Here is a 22,453-nt window from a genome sequence, read left to right on the forward strand (position 1 = left end):
TCCGTGGCTAAATTTTTTTTCAAACACTCAACTCATCGCTTCCTCGGCAGTGACGATCATTTGAGCGATGTCGATCAGTTTTTGGTTTTTGTCGTTCGATAGTTTTTGAAGCCGCCGAAACGCGTCCGGTTCGTCGAGGCCGGCGCGTTTCATCAATACGCCTTTGGCCCGCTCGATCACTTTGCGGTCCTCCAAGGCTTGCCGCAAGTCCGCCGCTTGTTGATGTAGGGCTTGGAATTCTTGAAACCGCCGCATGGCCAGTGCAATGGCTGTTTCCAGGTCCGCTTGTTTGATTGGTTTGACTAAATAGGCCAGCACGTGATCCTGCAGGGCCCGCTGAATCAACTCGGGTTCATGAAACGCTGAAACCAAAATCACCGGCACGGGAAAATGTTCCCGAATCCGCGTGGCCGCCTCAATCCCGTCCATGTCGGGCATTTTGATGTCCGTGATTGCCAAGTCGGGGCTGGTGGATTTACAGAGTTCCACCAGCTCCAATCCGTTTTGGGCGGCCCCCACCACTTCGTGACCCATGGCACAGAGCGTGTCTTGGAAATATTCGCACATTTCCGGTTCATCATCGGCGACGGCAATTTTCAACATGCGTGTCATGATTGACTCCTGGGTAATATGATCGTGATACACGCACCGCTGGGCGGTCGGTTTGAGGCTTCGATCAATCCGCCATGTGCGACAATGATGCGCTTGCAGATCGCCATTCCCAAACCGGTGCCGCGTGTCTTGGTCGTGTAAAATTCATGAAATATCTGCTGTTGTGCATCGGCTGTCAGTCCCGGACCGTTGTCGCAGATACAGATTCGCACCGCGGGTTGGCCGACAAAGTCAGTCTCCCCATATTCTACCTTGATCCGGGGTTCTTCGGTGGTCGCGGCGATCGCATTTTCTAAGATGTTGCGAAAAACCAGCCGCAGTCCGAATTTATCCCCCTGGCAATACGGATCGTCGCCGGTTTCAGTCAATGCAGCATTGCGTCCTTCGCGGGCCAAGGCCAAATCGTGCCAGGCGTGTCGCACGATGTCGGAAATCGCCGTATGTTCCGGATTCACGCGAATGGGAGCGGCGTATTCCCGCACATCCTCATACAACTGGTGCAAGTCATCTTGCGCGCGTTGAATCCGTTTGATGAGCTTGGTCGCTTCGGGTTGGTTTTTGATACGCCGCTCCAACATCTCCAGTCCAGCTTGGCTGCGCTGCAGTGCGTTACGGCTCTCGTGGGCCAGCGCAGCCATCGCTTGGCCAATCCCCGCCAACCGCTCGGATTGCAGCAACCTTTCTTCGGCCTGTTTGATGGCCGTGATGTCGCGGACCATGCCGGTGAACAGACGCCGATCCTCTAGCTGGACTTCACTGACCGACAGATGGATGGGAAATGTGGTGCCGTCTTGGCGTTGAGCGACGACCTCGCGTCCCGTACCAATGATCTTGCGGATTCCCGTGCGGCGGAAGTTGCTGAGGTAGAGATGGTGCTCCGAGGAATAGGGATCGGGCATCATTTCACTGATGTTTTTGCCGATTGCTTCATCGGCCGTGTAGCCAAACATATTTTCGGCAGCGGGATTAAACGACTCGATCACCCCTGTCTCGTCGATGGTAATAATGCCTTCGACAGCCGAATTGACAACGGCCTGCATGCGGACATATTGATCGCGAAGCTCTGACTTGGCGCGTTGATGCTCGACGATACTCACCAGATCGGCCAGTAGAACGCCGGGGTTGATCGGCTTGAGGAGATAATTGGCCGCCCCCAAACGCATGGCGGCGACGGCCCCATCGACGGAGTCGGACACGTAAATTACGGCAGCCTCAGGCGCCAAGCTTTGGATGCCGGGGATGAGTTGTTCGATAGAAAGATCCGACACATCCTGGTCGAGGATCACCACCGAAATTTTTTCCAGACGGGTTTTCTCGAGCGCTTCGGTCGCCGTCGCGGCGGTGGCGACGAAATAGTGATCCTGCTCCAGAATTTTGCGCACAACGTCCCGTGCCTTGGTATCCCCATCGACGATCAAAATGCGGCGTGGTTGCGGAGTGTGCATGGTCTCACTGTTGTTCCCAAAGGCAAACCGGCCCGAAGCCAATTCTGCAATCGTTCCTATTCCAAGCGCAGCACCAGCCGCAACCACAGACGTTTTATATAACGACAAAAAAAGCCCACACGTCGCACCGATCTATGCGACGTCCAGGCTGTCATTGCCGTACGATCCGGTCGACCACGCCATGGGCCCACGGACGCAACAAAATGTCGTGAAACAGCGCGGCTTCGGGATGCAGATTGCCCCCTCCGCTGAACGCAGCATTTCTACGCGCATCATAACCTGACGGTACTGACGGGGAAAGTGCGACGGCCGATTTCCCAGCCACGCACAACGCGGGACAACGGGAGACGCGACTGTTGTGATTGAAATCTTGACGAACTGCGCAGCATTGTATACATTAGTCCTGCCTCGACCGCCCATGACCGGGTGGCCGAGTTTGGTAGTGATTGCCTTTTCGCAGGGTCCAAGGACCGGCGGGAAGGTTTTTTTTATGGACTGATCCGAATGTCTGCGGATCTCCAAATTTGCTAAAACAGGGGAAAAAGCGAGATGCCTGGTCTGGTAAGGGAGGACAGGAAACGAAATCGGTTGAACTCTCGAGATGCGGAAATCGAAGAGTCCGTGCTGGAGAATCTACGGGCAACTTCTATCTCATTTGGCGAATCGATCGCTTGCCAATGCCAAGATGGCAGGCTTGTCCTGACAGGCACGCTTCCCTCGTATTATCACAAGCAATTGGCCCAAGAGATCGCGGGACAAGTTGAGGGAGTGCGCGTCGTCATTAATCAAATCCAAGTCGATTTCGCCAAATCATCTCGGCCCCGCTAAATCACCAGACGACTGCCCCAACTGAGGGGAAAATCAATTCTTAAATCACCCTTCGCAAACAAATCACCATTCGCAAACAAGGAGTACAACACGATGACCGACTACTTCCGGAGCCTGAATACCCCACGCCTCCTCACAGTCGCATTGACGCTGACCGCAGTTTTCGGGACAGCTTGGGTGCTCAGTAGTCAACCGGATCAGGTCTCACATGCTGCTGAACCGGCTGCCCAGAAGGATGCAGGCAAAAAAGCTGCCGATCCTAATCTCCGGAAAATGACCCCGGTTCAGGTATTCATGCGCGCGAAGCTTGATGACAACACAAAAATCCTCGAAGGGCTGATGACCAACCAATTCGACCAGATTGTCGATGCAGCAGATCATCTGCTTTTGATGAGTAAAGCGACTGAGTGGCACGTCATTCAAGGCCCAATTTATAAGCAACATAGCACAGAATTTCGCCGCGCTGTTGAGCGTCTCAAAATCGACGCAGAAAAGAAAAAGTTAGATGCAGCAACTTTGGCCTATATGCACATGACGATGACCTGCGTCAGTTGCCATAAATTTGTCCGTGGCACACAACTTGCTGGTAATGTTGAGCTGCCGACCCATTCACTTGTCTCATTACCTCAAACTCAACCCCTAGTCCCTGACAATCCAATCAGCCGCTAGCAAGAGGAAGGCCGATGATGCTGTTACTCCCTGCCGAAAAAATCGCAAAACGACTCCAAACTCCGCAACCAAACCGGAACACGTCTTCCACCAAAGGGGAGATTGCTGAGTATCGCGACGAAGAGATCTCCGACTTGCCGGACAACGAATTGATCGCCGCCATTCGTGCCGCGCAGCTGCCGTACCTGAGTCAGCGATTTGAAGACCGCTTGGAGTACTGCGACCGGGACGTCCTGGAACGGCTCGTGCATTTGGCCCGCCACTGTTGTCGCAACCAAGGGCATTAGTTGCCAGTTTGGCAACTTGCCCCTGTGACAACGTGGCGGCGAGAGAACTCGGTCGTCAGCGGGTGAGAACAGATGACGGCTCTGTGAATGAAGCATTTGTTGTGTTAGCCTATAGAAACAACATCGCTTTATGACTTATTGTCCACAGGGCCGCCCGGTGATTCGCTTACACATCTTATTTTGCGCTTTCGCAACGGTCACTCTCGCCCTGTTTGGCCGCACGTTGTATTGCGCCGAATCGCATCGGCAATCGCCGCCGCAATTCAAGGCGCTGCTAAACGCGAGCGATATCGAGTTCGATTTTTACGATCCGGCCATAGAACCAGATCGATATCCCGGACGCGCTTTGTTTTCCCTCGATGTGCGGACCCGGTTTCTGTATGAGTACCAGGTTGTCAGGCGCCGCGCTCGACGCTATGTGATCATCCGGCCCAAAATCCAGAAAATCCAATGGAAGCTGAAGCACACCATCCGACTTCCTGAGTCCTACGACGACCCGACAATGTGGGACACCGTGTTACTGTTGCACGAGTTGGATCACGTCGCCATTAGTAGCGACCCCCGTTTGCGGATGTTGCTGGAACGGGCACTCTTCTCGGTGAAGCGGATTGAACGCCCCATGACACAGGGGGGCGCCCTGAATGAAGCGGCGATACAAAAAATCATCAACGACGAATTCATCAAACGCCGCGATGCCGTCGTCGAGTTGGCAACTAAAAATTACAAACTGTTGGACAAAGTCTCAGCGCACGGTGCCCGAAACATTCCCGACCGCGATGCGTTTTTTCGTAAGCTTTATTCCAAAGAGTCGCTGGACGAAGCGGGGTTTCCCTATTTGGGAGAGGTCGTGGAACTGTTGAATGACAAGAAGTATGAAAAAGCCAAACTGCTGCACCATTCCAGCATCGGCAAATAGTGACTCCATTATGATGCATACAATGCTGTGTTTATGGACGGACAACGCTCGGCTTTTGACAACCGAATGCGACAGCGCTTATTGAACAAGTCGAAATGCCGCTAACGCCCAATCGCCTATCAAGGTTCGACGTCGGGTGCCACAGGCACCCCAAATTGGGACGACTAAAAACTTAATGCTCTGCTGAAAACCTAAGGACCATTGCATGAACACCGTGCGAGTCTCTCTGTTCGTAGGCGCATTGTTATCCGTTCCGTTGTTGGCCGTCGCTGAACCGGTGACTCTCAAGCTCCAAGCGGGGAAACAGGACCGCCTGTCGACACCGGTTTTCTGGGAATTGCCGGCAGCGCTGCGCAAGGCGTCCGGCTTCACGCTCACGCGCGGAGAGGACGGGAAAAATGTTCCGGTCCAAATCACGCAAGATGATCCGCCGCGAATCATGTGGATTCTCGACGAAGAGTTGAAAGCTGGCCAGTCGCGGCGTTATCGGATGACGCCTACCGCTGAGTCCTCTGCGGCCGCCGCGGTGACGTGTCGGGACAACGGACGGCAATTGGTCGTGGCTGTCGGCGACAAACCGGTGTTGCACTACAACCATGCCGTTGTCCCCGCTCCCAATGCGGATGAAGCATATTATGCCCGCAGCGGATATTTGCACCCGCTGTTTGCACCGGACGGACAGGTTCTCACGGGCGACTTTGCCCCCGATCATCCGCATCAACATGGCGTGATGTTTGCCTGGACCAACACCACCTTCGAAGGCCGCGACATCAATTTTTGGGACCAAAAATCCCAAGCGGCAAAAATCGAACACGTTGCGATCGGGGAGACCTTCGAAGGTCAGGTGGCCGGGGGATTTCGTGCGTCGTTGCGACATACCGATCTGACAGCTCCGGAAGGACCCAAACCGGTGCTAGATGAGACGTGGGAGGTGCGGGTCTACAATGTGAGCGACGGCTTTCTCTTCGACGTGCATTCCACGCAACGTTGTGCCGGAGACAGCCCGCTGACGATCAATCAATATCATTACGGCGGAATGGCGATCCGTGGGCGTCGAGAATGGCTGAAGGCCGAGGGTGCAGAATTCCTCACCAGCGCAGGCAAAACACGGGACAACGGCAATCATAGCCGGCCGGATTGGGTCACAATGTCCGGGCAGCTTGAGGGGCGGCCGTATGACGTAACCATGTTCGCAAGCCCCAGCAATTTCCGCGCGCCGCAACCGGTCCGGCTGCATCCCTCGAAACCTTATTTCGTCTTCGCCCCGTTGGTTTTGGGCGAGTTTCAAATTCGCCCCGGCACGCCGTACGAATCGCGATATCGTTTCCACGTCGCTCAAGGAGCACCCGACGTGAAACGGACGCAACAACTTTGGCAAGATTACGCCGATCCACCGCAGGTCACGCTCATAAATGACTAAGCTGTATCAGCGCTGAAAAATCGGCAGTAGTTGATACGGCGGTGTGAGTGCCAGCACGGTCATTGCTGTGGTGTAAGCCTCACCGTAACGACGATCCAGACCGCCGGCAGGTCGCCAGGCGCCGTCGCGCGATTGGTGAGCGGTCACTGTGTCGACGAAAGTCGGGAAATAATTTTCCCAATACTCTCCTCCCAGTTGAAACATCGCCTGGCTGCTATAAAACGCCGAGTAGACATGCCAGTTTTCACCACGGATGGGACGGTCGTATTGGGTAAACGGCCGCTGCAGTAACCAGTCACCCGTTTTCTGTGCCATCTCAGTGTGATGCTGTCCTGCCAGCGAGAGTGCTAAGATCCCAGCCCCGGCCATCGCCCGTGGTCGGTTGAATTCTGGTTCTTCCTCGACGATTTCATAGACAAACGTTGTGTTCTTGGCGTCGTAACAACTTTTGATGTATTTGACCGCTAGCTCAATATCCCGCGCCGGAATATCAAATCCGGCGTTGCGGGCCGAACGCAAAAACATGACCTGCCACGATGTGATCGATAGGTCGGCATCATTTAAGCCGTACCGTCGCAAATACCGCCAGGAGCCCCGTTCATTGGGAAAGCGTTTGGGCTGCGGGTGGCACAACATGCTGAATTGAATGGCCCGTTCGATGGTCACGCGTAAATCCGCCGGCCCCGCGGCGGCGGGAAACCGGCCTTGGAATGCGACTGCCTGTTGGGGCTGGTCGTTCGGCAGCATGCCATAGACTTCCGTAAGCATCAAACCAGTGATGGCATGATTATAAGTCGCCGCGTGGGAAGCGAGGAGATAGCGATGGGTCGACTCGGGCTTGTTTTGGCTGAACAGTCCGTCGGGGCGTTGTGCTGAGCGGCAAAACGCGATGGCGCGTTCGAGGGTCTCGCCATAGGGCCCCTGCCCCGGCAAATGTCCCCGCGACAGGAAAGCCAACACACACAGACTGGTGACCCCGGGCTGGCCGGCTGCAGGTGCACGGAATGAACCGTCACGCTGCTGTTGCGAAGCCAAAAACTTCAAGCCTTTATCGACAGCTGCCTCCACGCGGTTTCGTTGCCGCGGCGTTAGGACACCAAACCCACCCATTTCCGCCCCGGCCGCCGTTGAGGCTGACGATCCACTGGCGAGAACAACCGTGATGCCACAGATAGCAGACGTCAGCATTAAGCGAGCACGATTCATCAGGGACGTCCTTTGTTACGAGGTTTTTTGACTATTCGGTCGGCGGCCGAAAATCTTAGCCGCGTTGTCGATTGATCAGGTCGTGGGCCCCACCGATCGCGCGGCTGAGCCACATCCCGTCGATCACCACCGCCAAGCCAATGGCAGCGCTGGCCAGAATGGTCACGGAGTCGAAAATATGTGCCCCCACGGTGATCACCGGTTGAGTGGTATGATCCCGCAAGAACAAATCAATACCCAGCACAATCGCGCTGGCGAATAGATGATACACCATAAATCGCAGCGTGTATTTCCCAGTGGCCGTGTCATGAAACCGCCGCGCGATTTGCTGCAGCGAGAGCGCTTGGAATAGGATTCCCAGACATCCCAAACCGACAGCGAACATTTGCGGGAACTTGTACAACGGTGAATCCCGCAGAATGGCCGGCACAGGGATTTCGCCACCGATTTTCGTAATTTCCAACGTCAACACGATCGCACCGAACAATGCCACCAATGCCGCAGCGGAGAATAGCCAGCGGAGGATGTTTCCCACCGGCGTGATACTCAAGATACTTCCCACAAAAAACAGCCCGCAACAGGCCAACAGGACCGGCGGGGTAATGCGTCCCAGAGCGGTGAGGATACGCTCTAACGTCGCGGGATGGGCATAAACCAACTGGCAGACGACGATGGAAAGAATCACGAAAACTATCAACTGCATCTTTTCGTCGGCATCGGTGATGAATGCAAAACGGACAATTCCCAGATAGATGGCGGCAATTAGGATGCCCAATCCGAACCCGACCAATCCATTGACTTCATGGCCAACCACCCAGGGCGCCAATGCCAAGCTGATCGCTGAATGCAGCAAAAAAACAATAGCGATCGCTTGGGAACTGATGCGATTCAGCGTGAGTCCGAAACGGACGCCGTGCCAACCGATATTCATGAGAAATGCCAATCTGCGTTCATGGTCGAAGGCTCAGCCTTGCGACCGGGGTCTCTGTTTCAATTCGTAATTTCCGGTGCGACTTGTTTCATTTGGACCGTCTCACCAAAGGGAGAATTTGGTGAGGAGCCAGTTTGCGGGGAGACTTCACTCCACCACTGCGCGGCTTGATTCGCGTTCCAATCTCCGGCCGCGCCGCAGTCATTGAGGGCTTGTTCCAACGCCGATAAGTCGCTGTAACGGTCCGCCGGTTTCTTGGCTAGGCATTTGAGCACCACGGCTTGAAGGTCCGCAGGAATATCTTCCCGATGAATCGTCGGTGGCTCAACCTCTTTGGTGGCATGCGCCATCATGACTGCCACCGGTGTCGCCCCTTCAAACGGCGGCCGACCCGTTAGCATGTAATAGGCGACGGCACCAAGGGCGTACATGTCGGTCCGCCCGTCCAGCGCAGGATCGCCTATCGCTTGTTCGGGCGACATATACAACGGCGTTCCGCTGATTACCTGATCGGATGTGATTTGTGATGCCTCAGGTTCATTGGTGAGCTTCACGAGGCCAAAATCCAGTACCTTGATGAAGTCGCACATGCCGCCTCGTTCCGAGACGAACAGGTTGGCCGGTTTGAGGTCGCGGTGAATCAAGCCCGCTGCGTGTGCATCGGCCACAGCGTTGCACGCCTGCCGCAGCAAATAAATCACGCGACCGGCCGGCAACGGTCCATACTGTTCGACCATCTCGTCGAGACTCATTCCAGGCAGATATTCCATGATGTAATAAAACGTGCCGTCGTCACAATGACCGTAGTCGTAAATGGCGATTGTGTTGGGATGCGTGAGCGCAGCTGTCGATTGCACTTCCCGTTCAAACCGGGCTAACGACGTGGGATTCCCGGCCGCTTCGGGACGGATCAATTTCATGGCACAGGGCCGTTTGAGCAGGTCATGCTCTACCAAATGCACCTGTCCCATACCGCCACTGCCGATCAGCTTTACTAAATGATATTGCCCAAATTTTTTAGCCTGATGGACTTCTAGACGCATCGCACTGAGCACAGCGGCACCGTAGGTGGCCAGCAGCGCCGCGATGAACACAATCAGCAGTTCGGTGCTGACATTTTGCTGGCTCGTCAATCCGTCCAATTTGTCCACCAAATCGGCATGCCTCATGGCGAACAACCCCAATGTGATCAACGGTGCTAAGGCCATCGTAAAGACCACGCGTGCTGTTCCGATCCAACGGTGCGGAATCAACAGCCCGTGAACAATGATCAACATAAAGATCCCGAACATTTGGGTGCGTGCGGCAAGCACCATTTCGGCCGTGTTTCCAGAGAGCGCACCATTGAGGGCGATTTCGTAGCGCAGGTAGATCCACATCAACGTCAAAGCGCCGAACAGGGTATATTCGATGCTGCGCAGCACCGTTTGTGACAGTTGCGGCTTGATGAACAGATACACCACAATGCCGCCCACCAGCACCAGCCGCAGCAGATCGACATGTTCGATCACCGCCATGTCGTTGAGAAAATCAATTCCCCCGTTGCCGTTGCGATTGATCATCGCCCAGAGAAAGATCAGGCCGTACACCACCAGCAGCAACAGCGTGACCGCGCGCAACCGCGTGTGCAGCAGAGAGGTGGTCTCCGTACCGAACGTCTGTCCGCGGCCCATGACCAATTCGATCGGTCGGATGCTCGACTTTTTTTCACCGGCAGCGGCATCAACCGTCTGTGCAAGTTCAGCGGCCACTTTTTGAGGGGTGCGATCCGACCGCTGCGGCGGTGCCATGCGTCTGCCTTTAGCTGAGGTTTCTATCGAGTTGACCCGCCTGCGTGTTCGGAAATCAGCGGTCAACCGATCCATCGTACGGGGAGACAGTGCTGGTTACAACTGAGGTTTGTCGGCGTCACTTTGTGCTTTTAGAACCGATAACATCGCCATTTGCCCGCTATTGCAAGCCAAGGCGGGGCGCACCGCTTGAAGTTGACGCAACGCATCGTGCAGTGGGAGGTCGGGATTGCGGTGCATCAATAACGCAGCCGTCACCAAACCGGTCCGACCATGTCCCTGCGCACAATGAATATAGGTCGTACCGGCGCACCCATTGATCTCGTTGATCAATTGCCGCAATTGGGGCCACGTCGGTATGGAACCGTCCAAGATCGGGCACGAAATATAATTGACCGCCGAGCAAATGGTGGTTGGCTCTGCAAATTCACACGTCAGATCAATCACATTGTCGATCCCGTCGATCATTTCCTTGGCCAATAATCTGCGACCGATGACTAATTGATCCTTCACAATATCATAGGGACGCTCCCGCCGCACAAAGCAGGTGAGACGCCAAATTGTCCATGCATAAAGCAGATAGGGAAGAAACACAAAAACTGGCGCATAGGAAAGACGGCCACTCGGACGTTTGCCGAAGATCCACGGCCAATTGAGAAGGTAGGCAACTCCGAGCACCGTGAGATTCATGGCCGGCCACAGACAAACCAGCCACCATCCGGACGAGACAATCGCCCGCACGCCCAGCAACAGCCCCATCGTTAACCACAACAAACCGTATTTCATGGCGATGGGACTCTTAGAGGCCAAAGGATCGGAGGACAAGAGCGATGCGGTCGACAAAATTGATTACGCCGAAGGCGTTCCACATCATAGCCTAGGGTCGCGAACGAAGTGAGCGCACCCTAGGACCAATTTAATAATGAATCTCACAACCCGGCAATTCGCGCCGCAATGTTTCAATCCCCGCCGCAGAGACCTGCGTCTCTCGCAGGTCTAAGTATTCCAACGTCCGCATCCGCGAAAGATACGGCACGGTGGCGTCGGTGATTTTTGTGCCTTTGAGATTCATAGCGACCATAGCCCTGTTCTCTCCCAGAATTTCGACGGCGTGATCGGTGATGGGAGTATCTTCAAGATACAAATACTGCAACATAGGATTGTGTGACAAGTGCTCGACACCCGCATCAGTGACGAGCGAATCGTACAAACCGACCGAATCCAATGCGGCTCCATAGGCGAGGACCTCAATCCCGGCATCCGTTACGCTCGTGTTTTTTAGCACGACGCAGTTTAAGACCGGCAATCTGCACAAAGTCTCCATTGCAGCATCGGTAAATTGCGATCCATGCAAGCCGATGACTTCGAGACTGGGAATGGACGATAGTTGCTGCAGTCCCTCTTCCGTGATGAATGTGTCATCCAGTTCCACGAACGACAGTTTGGGAAACGCGGCCAAATGTCGTAGCCCGGCATCGGTCACCTGGGTATGTTGGAGATTTAAGTGCCTGATGTTCTGATGAGCGGCGAGTTGCTGCAAACCGGCATCAGTAGTGTTCGCTCCCAACCCCAATAAATCCAAGCCTTTGAGCTTCAGAATATCAGGGATAGATGCGTCGCCGATCTGGGTTTCGCTGAGCATCAAGTAACTGAGTCGCGTCAGTCCCGCCAAATGTTTTAACCCGACATCGGTCACAGCGGTCCGTTGCAGATTGAGAGTGCGCATGTTCGGCATGCGGCCGACATATTCCAGTCCCGCATCGCTGACCTGAGTGTCCTCCAGCTGCAACGATTCCAGTTGTGGGGAACTCGAAAGGTAGGCTAAACCGGCATCGGTGATGTCCGTCTTCCTCAATTCGAGACCTTTCAGTTGCGGTAAGGCCCCCAGATGTCCGAGACCTGCATCAGTGACCGCCGTCTCGGCCAAAGACACACTACGGATGTTGTCAGCTCCCGCGAGCGCTGCGAGACCGGCATCCTTCACATTTGTGTTACTTAGGTCGAACTTCACATTCAGCAGCTTGCGAAACCCCAGGTTTTGCCGTATCCAATCATCGTCGACTTCACTACCGCTCAAAGCGATGGTCGTAAAAACCCAGTCCTGATTGTTCATGGTCAAGCGATTCCAAAGCGGGGCGGGGGGAGTTAAGTCTCGAAACTCAACCGTCCCACCGGCCTGCTCCACCGCTGCAATAAATCGCCCCGGCCCGTTTAGCCACAGCCAACCCCAAGCGACGAGGACAAACAGCAACAGAATCGCAGTCGCAATCAAATACGGATGCCGCCGAGGCCAACTGCGGCGTGGTGAAGTGTCCTGCATGAGCGCGCCTCGTTTTTTGCAATCGTCAAAGAACATCGACAACCACGACTGTACCCACAGCTGCGCACCTACGCAATCGCGTTTTCTCTGCTACCAATCACGCCTGTAAGTCAACGGCATCGTGCGGGTTGTTTGAGAAGTCCGGCGAAAATCGCTACTCGCTGTTGCGAAAACTGCCTGTTTGTGTTGTGTTGGATTGGGGTGATTGCGACAATAGAAAGAGGCGCTACGATGTCACGCGCCATTACCGGAGCGCGCACGCAACTGTGGGAGATCAGTATCGATGGTTCGGGGTTTTTCGGAGAAGTTAAAATCGTCTGCACTGCTCATCGGCGCATGCGTTGTGTCGTTGCTCATGACCACGCCGCTCTCGGCCGCGGATGAAAAAGAAGCCCCCACCCCCGTCGACTTCGGCCGCCAAATCCGCCCCATCCTGGCCAAGCGCTGTTTCGCTTGCCATGGTCCCGATGTGGCTGAATCGGGTCTGCGATTGAATGATCCGGAATCGGTCTTTGCCGAATTGGATTCCGGTGAATTGGGCATCGTGCCCGGTAAACCGGAAGAAAGCGAATTGCTGCGACGGATCGCCACCGACGATGAAATCGAGCGGATGCCCCCCGAAGAGAAGCCGCTCCCGGCAGAAGAGATCGCCCTGATTCGTCGTTGGATTTCCGAAGGGGCTGCGTGGGACAAACATTGGGCGTTTCAACCCATCCAACATCCCCAGCCACCGGTTGTCAAAAACAGCGAGTGGGTCCGAAATCCGATCGATGCTTTTATCTTGGCGCGGCTTGAAACGAACGGCCTGAGCCCTGCGCCGCCGGCCGACAAACTCGCGTTGTTGCGTCGCGTCTACTATGACCTGACCGGACTACCGCCCACCCCTGATGAAGTCACAGCGTTTCTCGCGGACACCGCGCCCGATGCCTATGAAAAAGTGGTCGACCGGCTGTTGGCCTCACCCCGTTACGGCGAACGCTGGGCGCGGCATTGGCTGGATCTGGTGCGCTATGCGGAAACCAATAGCTACGAGCGCGACGGTGATAAGCCGAATGCATGGCGGTACCGCGACTACGTCATCCGCAGCCTCAATGATGATAAACCATACGACCGGTTTTTGACCGAGCAACTCGCCGGCGACGAATTGCCCGATGCATCCGCTGAGACGATTATCGCCACCGGCTACTACCGGTTAGGCTTGTGGGATGACGAACCGGTCGACCGCGAACAGGCGTACTACGATGAGTTGGATGATATTCTCACCACCACCAGCCAAGTCATGTTGGGCCTGACCGTCAATTGCGCACGGTGCCACGATCACAAGATCGATCCGATTCCACAGACCGACTATTACAGCCTGTTGTCCTTCTTCGAAGGCGTCCCCTCCTACGGCATCCGCAGCGATCAACTTTCGTACAATCAAACGGACATCTCTTCTCCCGAATTGGCAACGCAACATGCGGAGTTGGACCGGCAGAAGAAAGCGGTCCGTGAAAAGATGCAGCCGATCGAGCAAGCGGGCATCGTCAAAATGTCCGCCCCCGATCAACGCCAATCCGAAGGCCGCGGCCGTCAGAAATTACTCGACGAAAAGCTCAAGGATTATCTCGACGAATCCGCCTGGGCAGAATACTCATCGCTCAAAAGCGAACTCGACAAACTCAATGCGATCAAATTACCTCCCCGCGAATCGGCCCTGTCGGTCGCCCGTTGTAATCCGCGGCCCCCGCAATCCCACGTGCTGATGCGAGGCAACGTGCATGCCAAAGGGGAAGAGGTTGCCCCGGGTTTTCCGACGATCCTCAATGCACCCGTGCCAGAGATCCCCGTCGCTCCCGAAGGGGCCAAGACCTCTGGCCGTCGCACAGTGTTGGCCGAGTGGATCACTTCGCCGGACAACATCATGACCTCCCGCGTGATCGCCAATCGTATCTGGCAACATCATTTCGGCCGCGGCATCGTACGCAGCACTAATAACTTCGGTCTGCTGGGCGATGCCCCCACGCATCCGCTGCTGTTGGACTGGTTGGCCACCGAACTGGTCGCCGGGGATTGGCGACTGAAGCCGTTGCACAAAACCATCATGATGTCGGCCGCCTATCAAATGTCCTCGCAAGGCAATCCACAAGGCTTGTCTCGCGACCCGCGTAACGATCTGTTCTGGCGGTTTGATATGCGGCGGTTGAGCGCCGAGGAATTACGTGATTCGATCCATGCGGTCAACGGCCGGTTGAATTTGCAAATGTATGGTCATGGCGTCTATCCAGAAATCTCCGCCGAGGTTCTCGCCGGACAATCACAGCCTGGATTGGGCTGGGGCAAATCGACGCCCGAGGAACAGGCGCGGCGAAGCATTTACATCCATGTCAAACGCTCACTGATCACGCCGATGCTGGCGAGTTTTGACTTCCCCGAAACCGATTCCAGTTGCGAAGCCCGTTTTGCCACCACACAACCTACGCAGGCGCTGGGGATGATCAACGGCGACTTCATCCACAAGCAAGCCATCGAATTTGCGAAACGGCTCCGCAAAGAGTGCGGCGACGACACACAAGCACAGATCCGCCGCGCCTTGGAATTGGCCCTCGCGCATCCCGCCGACCCGCAAGAGATCGCCCGCGGCGCAGCCTTGATTGAGAAACTGCAAAAACAACACAAACTGACGGCCGACCAAGCCTTAGAGTACTTCTGTTTATACATCTACAACCTCAACGAGTTCACCTACCTAGACTGATCTCGTGACGGGCAGGCGCCCGCCTGCCGCAATCCAACGAATCCCCCAAATCGACGGCTTCGCCGTCGCAATCGACATTCAACAACAATAACGGAAACAAACGGAACCACGTTTGGCACCAGCCGAATGTGTTTTACGGCAGGCAGGAGCCTGCCCTACGGACTTGGAGAATTCAGCGATGAGCACAACCAATAATTTCTGCGGACGCACCCGCCGCGAATTTCTCTGGCAAGCCGGCGGCGGATTTGGTTCCGTCGCGCTGACGGGACTATTGTCGGGCGATGGGTTCTTTTCCAAATCCGCACAAGCGGCCGACTCGACGAATCCGTTGGCCGTCAAGCCGCCGCACTTTGCTCCCAAAGCCAAGAGCGTGATCTTTCTGTTCATGTACGGCGGGCCGAGCCACATCGACACGTTCGACCACAAACCGGACATGATCGGCATGGATGGCAAAACGGTCGACGTGAAAACCTTCGGTCGTGGCGGACACAAAACCGGTGGCCGGATTGTCGAGCCGCGTTGGAAATTCAAACAATACGGCGAGTCGGGCCAATGGGTCTCGGAACTCTTTCCGCACCTCTCCGGCTGCGTGGATGACATTGCCTTCCTGAAATCGATGACCGCCGATTCCCCGATTCACGGGTCGGCAATGTTGATGATGAACTCCGGCAAAATCCTCAGCGGCAGCCCCGCTCTCGGTTCCTGGGTGAATTACGGTCTCGGCACTGAAAACGAAAACTTGCCCGGATTCGTCGTCATGCTCGACCCCACCGGCGGTCCGATCAGCGGCGCCAAAAACTGGTCCAGCGGTTATATGCCGGCGACTTATCAAGCGACGCAAATGCGGTCCAAGGGCGCCCCGATCATCGATCTGCAGCCCCCCGCAGGGATGTCCCGCGCAGCGCAGCGGACGCTGTTGGATTCACTCAACGCCGCCAACACCGATCACCTCGCCCTGCGGAGCGACAACAGCGACCTGGCCGCCCGCATCGCTAGTTACGAACTCGCCTTCAAAATGCAAAAGCACGCCCCCGAAGCGGTCGATATTTCGCAAGAGACCGCCGAGACGCAAAAGATGTACGGTCTGGACAACAAGCGGACCGAAGATTTCGGCAAGCGTTGCCTTTACGCGCGGCGACTGGTCGAGCGGGGCGTGCGGTTTATTCAGCTTTACTCCGGCGGCAATCACAATGACAACAACTGGGATGCCCATGGCGACCTGGAGAAGAACCACAACTACCACGCCGGGAACACCGACCAGCCGATCGCCGCATTGCTGAAAGACCTCAAGCAGCGCAACCTACTCGATGAAACGCTGGTCGTCTGGGGCGGCGAATTCGGCCGACAACCGACAGCCGAGTACGCCAAAGGCTCCGGCCGCGACCACAACGCCTTCGGCTTCACGATGTGGATGGCCGGCGGCGGCATCAAGGGAGGCCAAAGCGTGGGCACGACCGACGAACTCGGCTCCCGCGCCGTCGAAAACCCACTGCACGTCAAACGCCTACACGCCACCATCCTCAACCAACTCGGCCTGGACCCCAACCGCTTGAGTTACTTCTACGGCGGCCTGGATCAGAAACTCGTCGGCGTGGAACCGGTGGAGCCGATTGCGGAGGTGATTTGAGGGGGGAGTGGCCAGTGGCCGGTGGCCAGTGCGAGAAGCAAGCCGGTGCCTTTATATGTCATTCCGGAGCGGGGCGATGATTCCCCTCGTTCCCAAGCTCCGCTTGGGAACGCCGTTTCGCGAAGCTCTGCTTCGCTAGGGCTAGCGATTTATGATCCTTGCAACGTCATTCGAAGCGGAGCTTCGAGAAATTGCGTTCCGAAACGGAGTTTCGGAACGAGGGTGAACTGCCCTAACCCACGTGCCGCAAAAACGAAATCCGTCCCGTCGGCACCCACTCTGCCACGTAGATATTCCCATCATGATCAAAAGCCGCGTCGTGGGGGTGGATGAATTTTCCGTCTTGCCAATCTTCGGGGTGTTGGCGGACTTTGAAGCCGTTGAGGACTTTTTTCCGCCAGGCGGCGTCGTCGCCCAGGTGGGTGATTAGCGTGTTGTTCTTGTCGAACAGCGAAATCCGTGCGTGCAGGTCGGGGACCATCAAAATGTCACCGCGGATATCGACATCGGCTGGGAAGAGCACGTCGTACATGAATTCGATGTGCTTGCCATCGAGCGTGAAGTATTGCATGCGGCCGTTGGCGCGGTCGGCGACGACCAGGCTTGGGTCGCGACCGGCACGGTTATCGAGCCATTGGCCGTGCGGCGTCGACATCTCACCCGCCTCGCGCCCCTTGCCGCCCCAGGTGCGGACGTAGTTGTCGTTCTTGTCGTATTGATGCAAATACGACGAACCGTAACCGTCGCCGATATAAAACCCGCCGTCGGGGCCGAAGCAGATGTTCGTCGGGCTGTATTTCTCGCCGTTGTCGTACTTGCCCGATTCCTGAGGGACTTCCTTAACCCACACCTGTTCGCCGGTCAGCGTCGTCTTGGCGGTTGTGCCGCGGCTGGTGTTGGAGAGATACAAAAACTCCTCGCCCCCCTCCTTACGGACATCGATCCCATGCCCGCCGCCATGATATTCCTTACCAAACGAGCGGACGAACTTGCCGTCGGCGTCGAACACGACAATCGCATCCATCGGCTCATCGGTCTTCTGGCGATGCTTGACATAAATCAGCCCCGCTTCGTCCACGCAGACGCCATGCGTATCCCCCCAACGCACATGGTCGGGCACCTCGCCAAAATGGTGATCGCACTCGTAAACAAACTCCCCTTGCCCCACCCGCGCCCGCTTACTGCCCGCCTTATCACTGGCATTAAGAATCAACGGCCCACTACCCGTCGTCACAGCCGCCGCAGCGGCCCCGGCCATCGTGGCGGTCTTCAAAAAGTCGCGACGGGACGAGTCGGTCGAGGGATTTTGCGGCGTTTGCGATGAGGACATATCGGGCACCTGTGAATGTTGGTTACTGGAAGGAGCTGCGGCGAATTTCACGTCGTCGCTATTGTAGCGGGTTGAGCGGTGGGGGTACAAATGGAGAAGCGTTTTGCAGGGCCGGATTTACTGGCTGTTGTTTCGATGCCGTGCCACTAACACCCAACATCTTCTCTTTTCGTTTTCGTGACTTTTGTTTGTTTCGAGGTTCGTTCTTCTTTTGGCGACAAAGCCACCATCAAGCCTCACCCCATCACCCAAAAATCCGCACACCCCATCGGTTGAAGACTACAGGACTGATATTCTTGCACTGCTCGTGGCTACCACCTCGAAGTATCAAAGACGTTAATCTGCCCAAAATCATTTGCAGAAATCAGTCGCTTCCCATTCGCACTAAATTGTACGTACCGAACATCACTGATTTGGTTTGGCAAGATTTCCTCTAAATCTCCTGTTTGAACATTCCAAATGTTCCACTTCCCCCTCACAGGATCTTCAACCGGTCCATCGTGCTCTCCCGCCACCAAGCGACGGCCGTCTGGAGAAAAGGCGACTGATATCACACCAACCATGCCGGGGCGTTTGATGGTGAGTTTTTCCTCACCTGTTGCCGCATCCCAAACGACGATTCTGCCAAGACCTCCCGCAGCTATCCATTTACCGTCGCAAGAGTACGCGACAGATAAGAAGAATTGCGATTTATCCAACCTTCTGAGTTCGGTACCGGAGTTCACATCCCAAACCCCAACTCCTTGGCAGGGGAACGCCATTTCTTTTCCATTCGGTGATACAGCCAGCGTGCCATAGACAATCCTGTCGGTTGTTGGAAGACATTTTGCCGTACCGGTGGACGTATCATACAAAAGCATGCGATCACGATTTTCATCGCCGCCCTCTTCAAAAGGCACATCTTTGAAAATGATTGCCATGACCCTTTCACCATTCCCAGAATAGGCCACTGCTCTTGCAGCTGTAGGAACTCCTTTACACGCCTGGATTGATTTCAAACGTTTATTTTTCTCGATGTCCCACAACTCCAATTGTGATCTCGCACCCGCAATAGCCAACTTCTTGCCATCGGGTGAAAATGCGACTTGCCCACTCTTAAAATCGTCCTGGAAGACGACTCGAAGTTTCTTGCCTGTCTCCACTTCCCAGAGGGTTACGCGCCCCGCATCGACTGTCGCCAACGACTTCCCGTCGGGGCTCAATGCGAGGCTTGACAGTGACGAACAATTAATCGTTGCAATTGGCTGACTTTTATCCTTGTCGAGATCATCGTCTCCGAGAGCGATACACTGAGACACCGCACAAATTAAAGATACGACGACGGTTCGGAGGTTATGTCGACGCATATTATTTCCCTGCTGAAAACTGATGCACACTATATTGAATGACTTGTTCATAATATCGAGTTTTGTAGGGCCAGTTTTACCGGCTGTTGTTGCATCCATCGAGAAACCTAGCGACTGTATCCACTACGGTCTTGAGAGAAGATCAATCGATTCATGAGCGGAGGTATGCACCACCAGCCGGCTCCTCCGAGAATTGCCAGCAATCCCAAATAGAGTCCCATTCGCCCGCGAGAAGGATTTGCGCGGTGCATGATGGAATCCTGGACCCAATTCGGATTGACGCCCAGGTCAGGGTGTTTTTTCAATTCGACTTCGACTGTCTTAACGGCCACAGGTGTGAGGACATCTTGCATGAGTTCATCTGGATATTCGATCGTTTCCCAAGCAAATCCGTGGACAATCTCCCCAGTGGTCGGGATGTAAAACGGAACATAAATCAGCAAAAACATCATTGCTGCAATGAGGATGTAGGCATAGATTCGCTCGCTGGGCTCAAGATCATCACCCTTAGATTGGACCAACACCCCCGCCAAAATGCCGAGCGACAATGCCATAAAAATATACGGGTTCATATTGGACGGGCCTCTCCTTAGTGATAATGCCGACAGGGCAGTCACTCTTATTCGTCGAACCATGCGTATTATTTGACATGGTTCATGCAGCGCAATACCTGAATTCCGTCAGGCGGCTGCCTGACCTAAATCATCACTGCCTCACCCCACCGACAAAATTCCCCCCGCCCCATCGGTTGACGCGACGTCCCGAGAATCCGACACTGAGCACTGCGATAATTACCCACCCTTGACCAGGATACTGAAGATTATGCGACCGAGCAAAACATTGGCCAAGTTACGGGCCGGCAAACCAGTGCGGATGTGTGCGTTAGGGCATTTTATCCCCGCTTACATTCGGCATGCGGCCCATTTCAAATACGACTGCATTTGGCTGGACCTGGAACATCGGGAGATGAGCCAGCGCGAAGTGCAGTCGCTGCTGGCCTATTTTCATCTGTGCGACATCGATTGCATGCTCCGTGCGCCGACGTTGGAGAAAATTCGGCTGTACCGTTATTTTGAGGACGGGGCGGCCGGGTTGATGATTCCGCACGTCTCGACAGCGGAACGGGCTCAAGAGTTGGTCCGTGCGGTCAAGTTTCCGCCGATCGGCGACCGCGGCATCGATGGTGCCGGACTGGATAGCGATTTTTACCTGCAAGGGGGAGAGGACTACACCGACGCGGCCAATCGCGAAACGTTTCTAGTGGTCCAAATCGAAACGCCCGAGGCAGTGGACAACGCCGATGAAATCGCCGCCGTGCCGGGCGTCGACGGCCTGTTTGTCGGGCCTGGCGATTTGTCGTTGCGCATCAGAAACGCACCTGAAGGAAGCCGTACGCTGGAGGAATCGACCGAGCACGTCGCCGCCGCCGCCAAACGTCACGGCAAGGCCTGGGGCCAACCTGGCTTTTCGGCCGAACACGTCAAACAGCTTCATCAACAAGGCGCTCAACTGGTCAATTACGGTGGCGATTTTGGCGCGTTTATGAAAATGCTGGAAGCCAATTCCCGTGATCTGGATGCGGCATACGGCGAGGAATAAGCACATCGCCCCAAACCGACGGCTTCGCCGTCGCAATCGACCTCCAACTCAAAAAACGGAATCGAACGGAAATACATTTGGCGACAAGCAAAAGTTTGCCGACCAAGCGAGCGCTGAGAGACGACGGCAAAGCCGTCGGTTTGGGATGTCATTGGATAACCGTGTTGTGAATCGCGGCAGGCGGGAGCCTGCCCTACAGGGCTGGTTCTAGGGATATTCGTTGATTCATGTTCGCGATCGATACGCCGCAGAATATTGGATTGGACCCCGCGCGTTGGCAGCACGTGTTGGGGCTGGTGCGGTCGTGGACTGAGGCCGATCAAGTTCCCGCCGCGGGGATCATGATTCTCCGCAACGGCAAGACGACTGGTTCCCATCTGTTCGGCCGACAAACGTGCGATGCGGATTCGCCGCCGATTCGTGAGGACGCGATTTTTTTAATCGCATCGATCACCAAACCGATCGTGGGCATGGCAGCACTGTTGCTCGTTGAGCGGGGAGAGTTTGTGCTCGATGACCGCGTGAAAAACATCGTGCCGGAGTTTGGGAACAATGGCAAGCACGGCGTGACGATCCGGCATCTGCTCACGCACACATCGGGCTTGCCGGATATGCTGCCCAATAACACAGAGCTTCGCACCGCGCAGGCACCGTTGTCGGCATTTGTGGAAGAGACCTGTCGACAACCACTCGCTTTTCGTCCCGGTCGCGGTGTGCAGTACCAAAGCATGGGATTTTGCATGCTGGGAGAAATCATCCGCCGCGTGACCGGTCAGTCCTGCGCGGAATTCTTACAAAACGAGATCTTCGCGCCGTTGGGAATGCACGATACCGCATTGGGCGCGCCGGACGATTGGTACGCGGGGGAAAATCCCACCGTCAACCGCATCGCCGAATTACGGATTCCCGAAGCACAGGTCGGCAGCAATTGGCATTGGAACACGCGCTATTGGCGGCAACTTGGTGCTCCATGGGGGGGATTGTTGACGACACCGACCGATCTAGCATGCTTGGCACAGTTTCTGCTGAATCGTGGACGTGGGGAAGACGAGCCGCTCCTCAGCCCCGCCACCATTTCCGCCGCCACCCGCAATCAATTTCTCGCCATGCGCGATGTTCCCGAATTGGAACGCCGCTCGCGGCCGTGGGGACTGGGATGGCGACTGCATTGGCCGGGAGATAGCCGCAACTTTGGCGATTTTCTAGGGCCGCACAATTACGGCCATTGGGGGGCGACTGGTTCGCTGTTGTGGATTGACCCCACTTGGCAAACGGCTGCCATCATGCTCACGACGCAGCCGCAGGAGCCGCGCGGCAAATATCTCGCCCGGTTTTCTAATGCGGCGGTCGCTTCGCTGACAGCACCACTTGGTGACTGAGACGCGTTTCGTTC

Annotated in this window: 19 protein-coding genes; 9 read left to right on the forward strand and 10 right to left on the reverse strand. The window is 55.5% G+C overall.

Translation table 11 applies throughout. The annotated features are described in order from the left end of the window. Positions 1–27 precede the first annotated feature (27 nt). Entirely contained in the window at positions 28–612 is a 585-nt protein-coding gene (locus tag Mal52_RS20315; protein WP_145378347.1) for an ANTAR domain-containing response regulator, read from the reverse strand. Beyond that, entirely contained in the window at positions 609–2,057 is a 1,449-nt protein-coding gene (locus Mal52_RS20320) for a hybrid sensor histidine kinase/response regulator (protein WP_145378348.1), read from the reverse strand. Before Mal52_RS20320 ends, Mal52_RS20315 begins: the two co-directional genes overlap by 4 nt. Before the next feature lie 588 nt (positions 2,058–2,645). On the opposite strand from Mal52_RS20320, the gene Mal52_RS20325 reads away from it, so the two are divergent. From Mal52_RS20325 to Mal52_RS20345, 5 genes are all read left to right on the forward strand, one after another. Next, positions 2,646–2,885, forward strand: coding sequence for a BON domain-containing protein (locus Mal52_RS20325; protein ID WP_197533336.1), 240 nt, complete (start codon positions 2,646–2,648; stop codon positions 2,883–2,885). A gap of 93 nt (positions 2,886–2,978) precedes the next feature. Next, entirely contained in the window at positions 2,979–3,554 is a 576-nt protein-coding gene (locus tag Mal52_RS20330) for a hypothetical protein (RefSeq protein ID WP_145378350.1), read from the forward strand. Positions 3,555–3,568: 14 nt separating this feature from the next. Then, positions 3,569–3,841: a hypothetical protein gene (locus Mal52_RS20335; protein WP_145378351.1), complete on the forward strand. Its 273-nt coding sequence runs from the start codon at positions 3,569–3,571 to the stop codon at positions 3,839–3,841. Positions 3,842–3,971: 130 nt separating this feature from the next. Next, positions 3,972–4,757, forward strand: a complete 786-nt coding sequence (locus Mal52_RS20340; protein WP_145378352.1) for a hypothetical protein — start codon at positions 3,972–3,974, stop codon at positions 4,755–4,757. Between the two features lie 205 nt (positions 4,758–4,962). Then, on the forward strand, positions 4,963–6,177 hold the full coding sequence (locus tag Mal52_RS20345; RefSeq protein ID WP_145378353.1) for a DUF6807 domain-containing protein: 1,215 nt from the start codon (positions 4,963–4,965) through the stop codon (positions 6,175–6,177). Positions 6,178–6,183: 6 nt separating this feature from the next. Here the strand turns inward: Mal52_RS20345 and Mal52_RS20350 are convergent, their stop codons facing one another. From Mal52_RS20350 to Mal52_RS20370, 5 genes are all read right to left on the reverse strand, one after another. Then, positions 6,184–7,383, reverse strand: coding sequence for a prenyltransferase/squalene oxidase repeat-containing protein (locus Mal52_RS20350; protein WP_145378354.1), 1,200 nt, complete (start codon positions 7,381–7,383; stop codon positions 6,184–6,186). 55 nt (positions 7,384–7,438) lie between these two features. After that, positions 7,439–8,314: a hypothetical protein gene (locus tag Mal52_RS20355; RefSeq protein WP_145378355.1), complete on the reverse strand. Its 876-nt coding sequence runs from the start codon at positions 8,312–8,314 to the stop codon at positions 7,439–7,441. A gap of 59 nt (positions 8,315–8,373) precedes the next feature. After that, positions 8,374–10,104 carry a serine/threonine-protein kinase gene (locus tag Mal52_RS20360; RefSeq protein ID WP_197534356.1) on the reverse strand — a complete coding sequence of 577 codons (1,731 nt, stop codon included), beginning with the start codon at positions 10,102–10,104 and terminating at the stop codon, positions 8,374–8,376. Positions 10,105–10,200: 96 nt separating this feature from the next. Beyond that, the gene (locus Mal52_RS20365) at positions 10,201–10,890 is read right to left on the reverse strand and encodes a dual specificity protein phosphatase family protein (protein WP_145378357.1); all 690 of its coding nucleotides are present in this window, start codon (positions 10,888–10,890) and stop codon (positions 10,201–10,203) included. Between the two features lie 130 nt (positions 10,891–11,020). Next, the gene (locus Mal52_RS20370; RefSeq protein WP_197534357.1) at positions 11,021–12,424 is read right to left on the reverse strand and encodes a leucine-rich repeat domain-containing protein; all 1,404 of its coding nucleotides are present in this window, start codon (positions 12,422–12,424) and stop codon (positions 11,021–11,023) included. Positions 12,425–12,707: 283 nt separating this feature from the next. Between Mal52_RS20370 and Mal52_RS20375 the strand changes: the two genes are divergently transcribed. Both Mal52_RS20375 and Mal52_RS20380 read left to right on the forward strand, forming a co-directional pair. Beyond that, a complete protein-coding gene (locus Mal52_RS20375; RefSeq protein WP_145378359.1) occupies positions 12,708–15,158 on the forward strand; it encodes a PSD1 and planctomycete cytochrome C domain-containing protein in 2,451 nt (816 codons plus the stop codon). Positions 15,159–15,336: 178 nt separating this feature from the next. Then, positions 15,337–16,785, forward strand: coding sequence for a DUF1501 domain-containing protein (locus Mal52_RS20380; protein WP_145378360.1), 1,449 nt, complete (start codon positions 15,337–15,339; stop codon positions 16,783–16,785). Between the two features lie 232 nt (positions 16,786–17,017). Here the strand turns inward: Mal52_RS20380 and Mal52_RS20385 are convergent, their stop codons facing one another. The 3 genes from Mal52_RS20385 to Mal52_RS20395 all read right to left on the reverse strand — a co-directional run bounded on the left by Mal52_RS20385 (position 17,018) and on the right by Mal52_RS20395 (position 20,033). Next, entirely contained in the window at positions 17,018–18,115 is a 1,098-nt protein-coding gene (locus tag Mal52_RS20385) for a twin-arginine translocation signal domain-containing protein (protein WP_145378361.1), read from the reverse strand. Positions 18,116–18,426: 311 nt separating this feature from the next. Continuing rightward, positions 18,427–19,560: a WD40 repeat domain-containing protein gene (locus Mal52_RS20390; protein WP_145378362.1), complete on the reverse strand. Its 1,134-nt coding sequence runs from the start codon at positions 19,558–19,560 to the stop codon at positions 18,427–18,429. Positions 19,561–19,568: 8 nt separating this feature from the next. After that, entirely contained in the window at positions 19,569–20,033 is a 465-nt protein-coding gene (locus tag Mal52_RS20395; RefSeq protein ID WP_145378363.1) for a hypothetical protein, read from the reverse strand. A 250-nt stretch (positions 20,034–20,283) separates the two neighbouring features. Here Mal52_RS20395 and Mal52_RS20400 point away from each other — a divergent pair, with 250 nt between their 5' ends. Both Mal52_RS20400 and Mal52_RS20405 read left to right on the forward strand, forming a co-directional pair. Continuing rightward, a complete protein-coding gene (locus Mal52_RS20400) occupies positions 20,284–21,060 on the forward strand; it encodes an HpcH/HpaI aldolase family protein (RefSeq protein WP_145378364.1) in 777 nt (258 codons plus the stop codon). A 227-nt stretch (positions 21,061–21,287) separates the two neighbouring features. Next, positions 21,288–22,439: a serine hydrolase domain-containing protein gene (locus Mal52_RS20405; protein WP_145378365.1), complete on the forward strand. Its 1,152-nt coding sequence runs from the start codon at positions 21,288–21,290 to the stop codon at positions 22,437–22,439. Positions 22,440–22,453 lie beyond the last annotated feature (14 nt).

The organism is Symmachiella dynata, from assembly GCF_007747995.1.
Classification (GTDB): Bacteria; Planctomycetota; Planctomycetia; order Planctomycetales; family Planctomycetaceae; genus Symmachiella; species Symmachiella dynata.

Bases quoted from the DNA above. Each gene is read 5' to 3' on its own strand.
- Mal52_RS20315 (WP_145378347.1), bottom strand. From the start codon at position 612: ATGACACGCATGTTGAAAATTGCCGTCGCCGATGATGAACCGGAAATG.
- Mal52_RS20320 (WP_145378348.1), bottom strand. From the start codon at position 2,057: ATGCACACTCCGCAACCACGCCGCATTTTGATCGTCGATGGGGATACC.
- Mal52_RS20330 (WP_145378350.1), top strand. From the start codon at position 2,979: ATGACCGACTACTTCCGGAGCCTGAATACCCCACGCCTCCTCACAGTC.
- Mal52_RS20335 (WP_145378351.1), top strand. From the start codon at position 3,569: ATGATGCTGTTACTCCCTGCCGAAAAAATCGCAAAACGACTCCAAACT.
- Mal52_RS20340 (WP_145378352.1), top strand. From the start codon at position 3,972: ATGACTTATTGTCCACAGGGCCGCCCGGTGATTCGCTTACACATCTTA.
- Mal52_RS20345 (WP_145378353.1), top strand. From the start codon at position 4,963: ATGAACACCGTGCGAGTCTCTCTGTTCGTAGGCGCATTGTTATCCGTT.
- Mal52_RS20350 (WP_145378354.1), bottom strand. From the start codon at position 7,383: ATGAATCGTGCTCGCTTAATGCTGACGTCTGCTATCTGTGGCATCACG.
- Mal52_RS20355 (WP_145378355.1), bottom strand. From the start codon at position 8,314: ATGAATATCGGTTGGCACGGCGTCCGTTTCGGACTCACGCTGAATCGC.
- Mal52_RS20360 (WP_197534356.1), bottom strand. From the start codon at position 10,104: ATGGCACCGCCGCAGCGGTCGGATCGCACCCCTCAAAAAGTGGCCGCT.
- Mal52_RS20365 (WP_145378357.1), bottom strand. From the start codon at position 10,890: ATGAAATACGGTTTGTTGTGGTTAACGATGGGGCTGTTGCTGGGCGTG.
- Mal52_RS20370 (WP_197534357.1), bottom strand. From the start codon at position 12,424: ATGCAGGACACTTCACCACGCCGCAGTTGGCCTCGGCGGCATCCGTAT.
- Mal52_RS20375 (WP_145378359.1), top strand. From the start codon at position 12,708: ATGGTTCGGGGTTTTTCGGAGAAGTTAAAATCGTCTGCACTGCTCATC.
- Mal52_RS20380 (WP_145378360.1), top strand. From the start codon at position 15,337: ATGAGCACAACCAATAATTTCTGCGGACGCACCCGCCGCGAATTTCTC.
- Mal52_RS20385 (WP_145378361.1), bottom strand. From the start codon at position 18,115: ATGTCCTCATCGCAAACGCCGCAAAATCCCTCGACCGACTCGTCCCGT.
- Mal52_RS20390 (WP_145378362.1), bottom strand. From the start codon at position 19,560: ATGGATGCAACAACAGCCGGTAAAACTGGCCCTACAAAACTCGATATT.
- Mal52_RS20395 (WP_145378363.1), bottom strand. From the start codon at position 20,033: ATGAACCCGTATATTTTTATGGCATTGTCGCTCGGCATTTTGGCGGGG.
- Mal52_RS20400 (WP_145378364.1), top strand. From the start codon at position 20,284: ATGCGACCGAGCAAAACATTGGCCAAGTTACGGGCCGGCAAACCAGTG.
- Mal52_RS20405 (WP_145378365.1), top strand. From the start codon at position 21,288: ATGTTCGCGATCGATACGCCGCAGAATATTGGATTGGACCCCGCGCGT.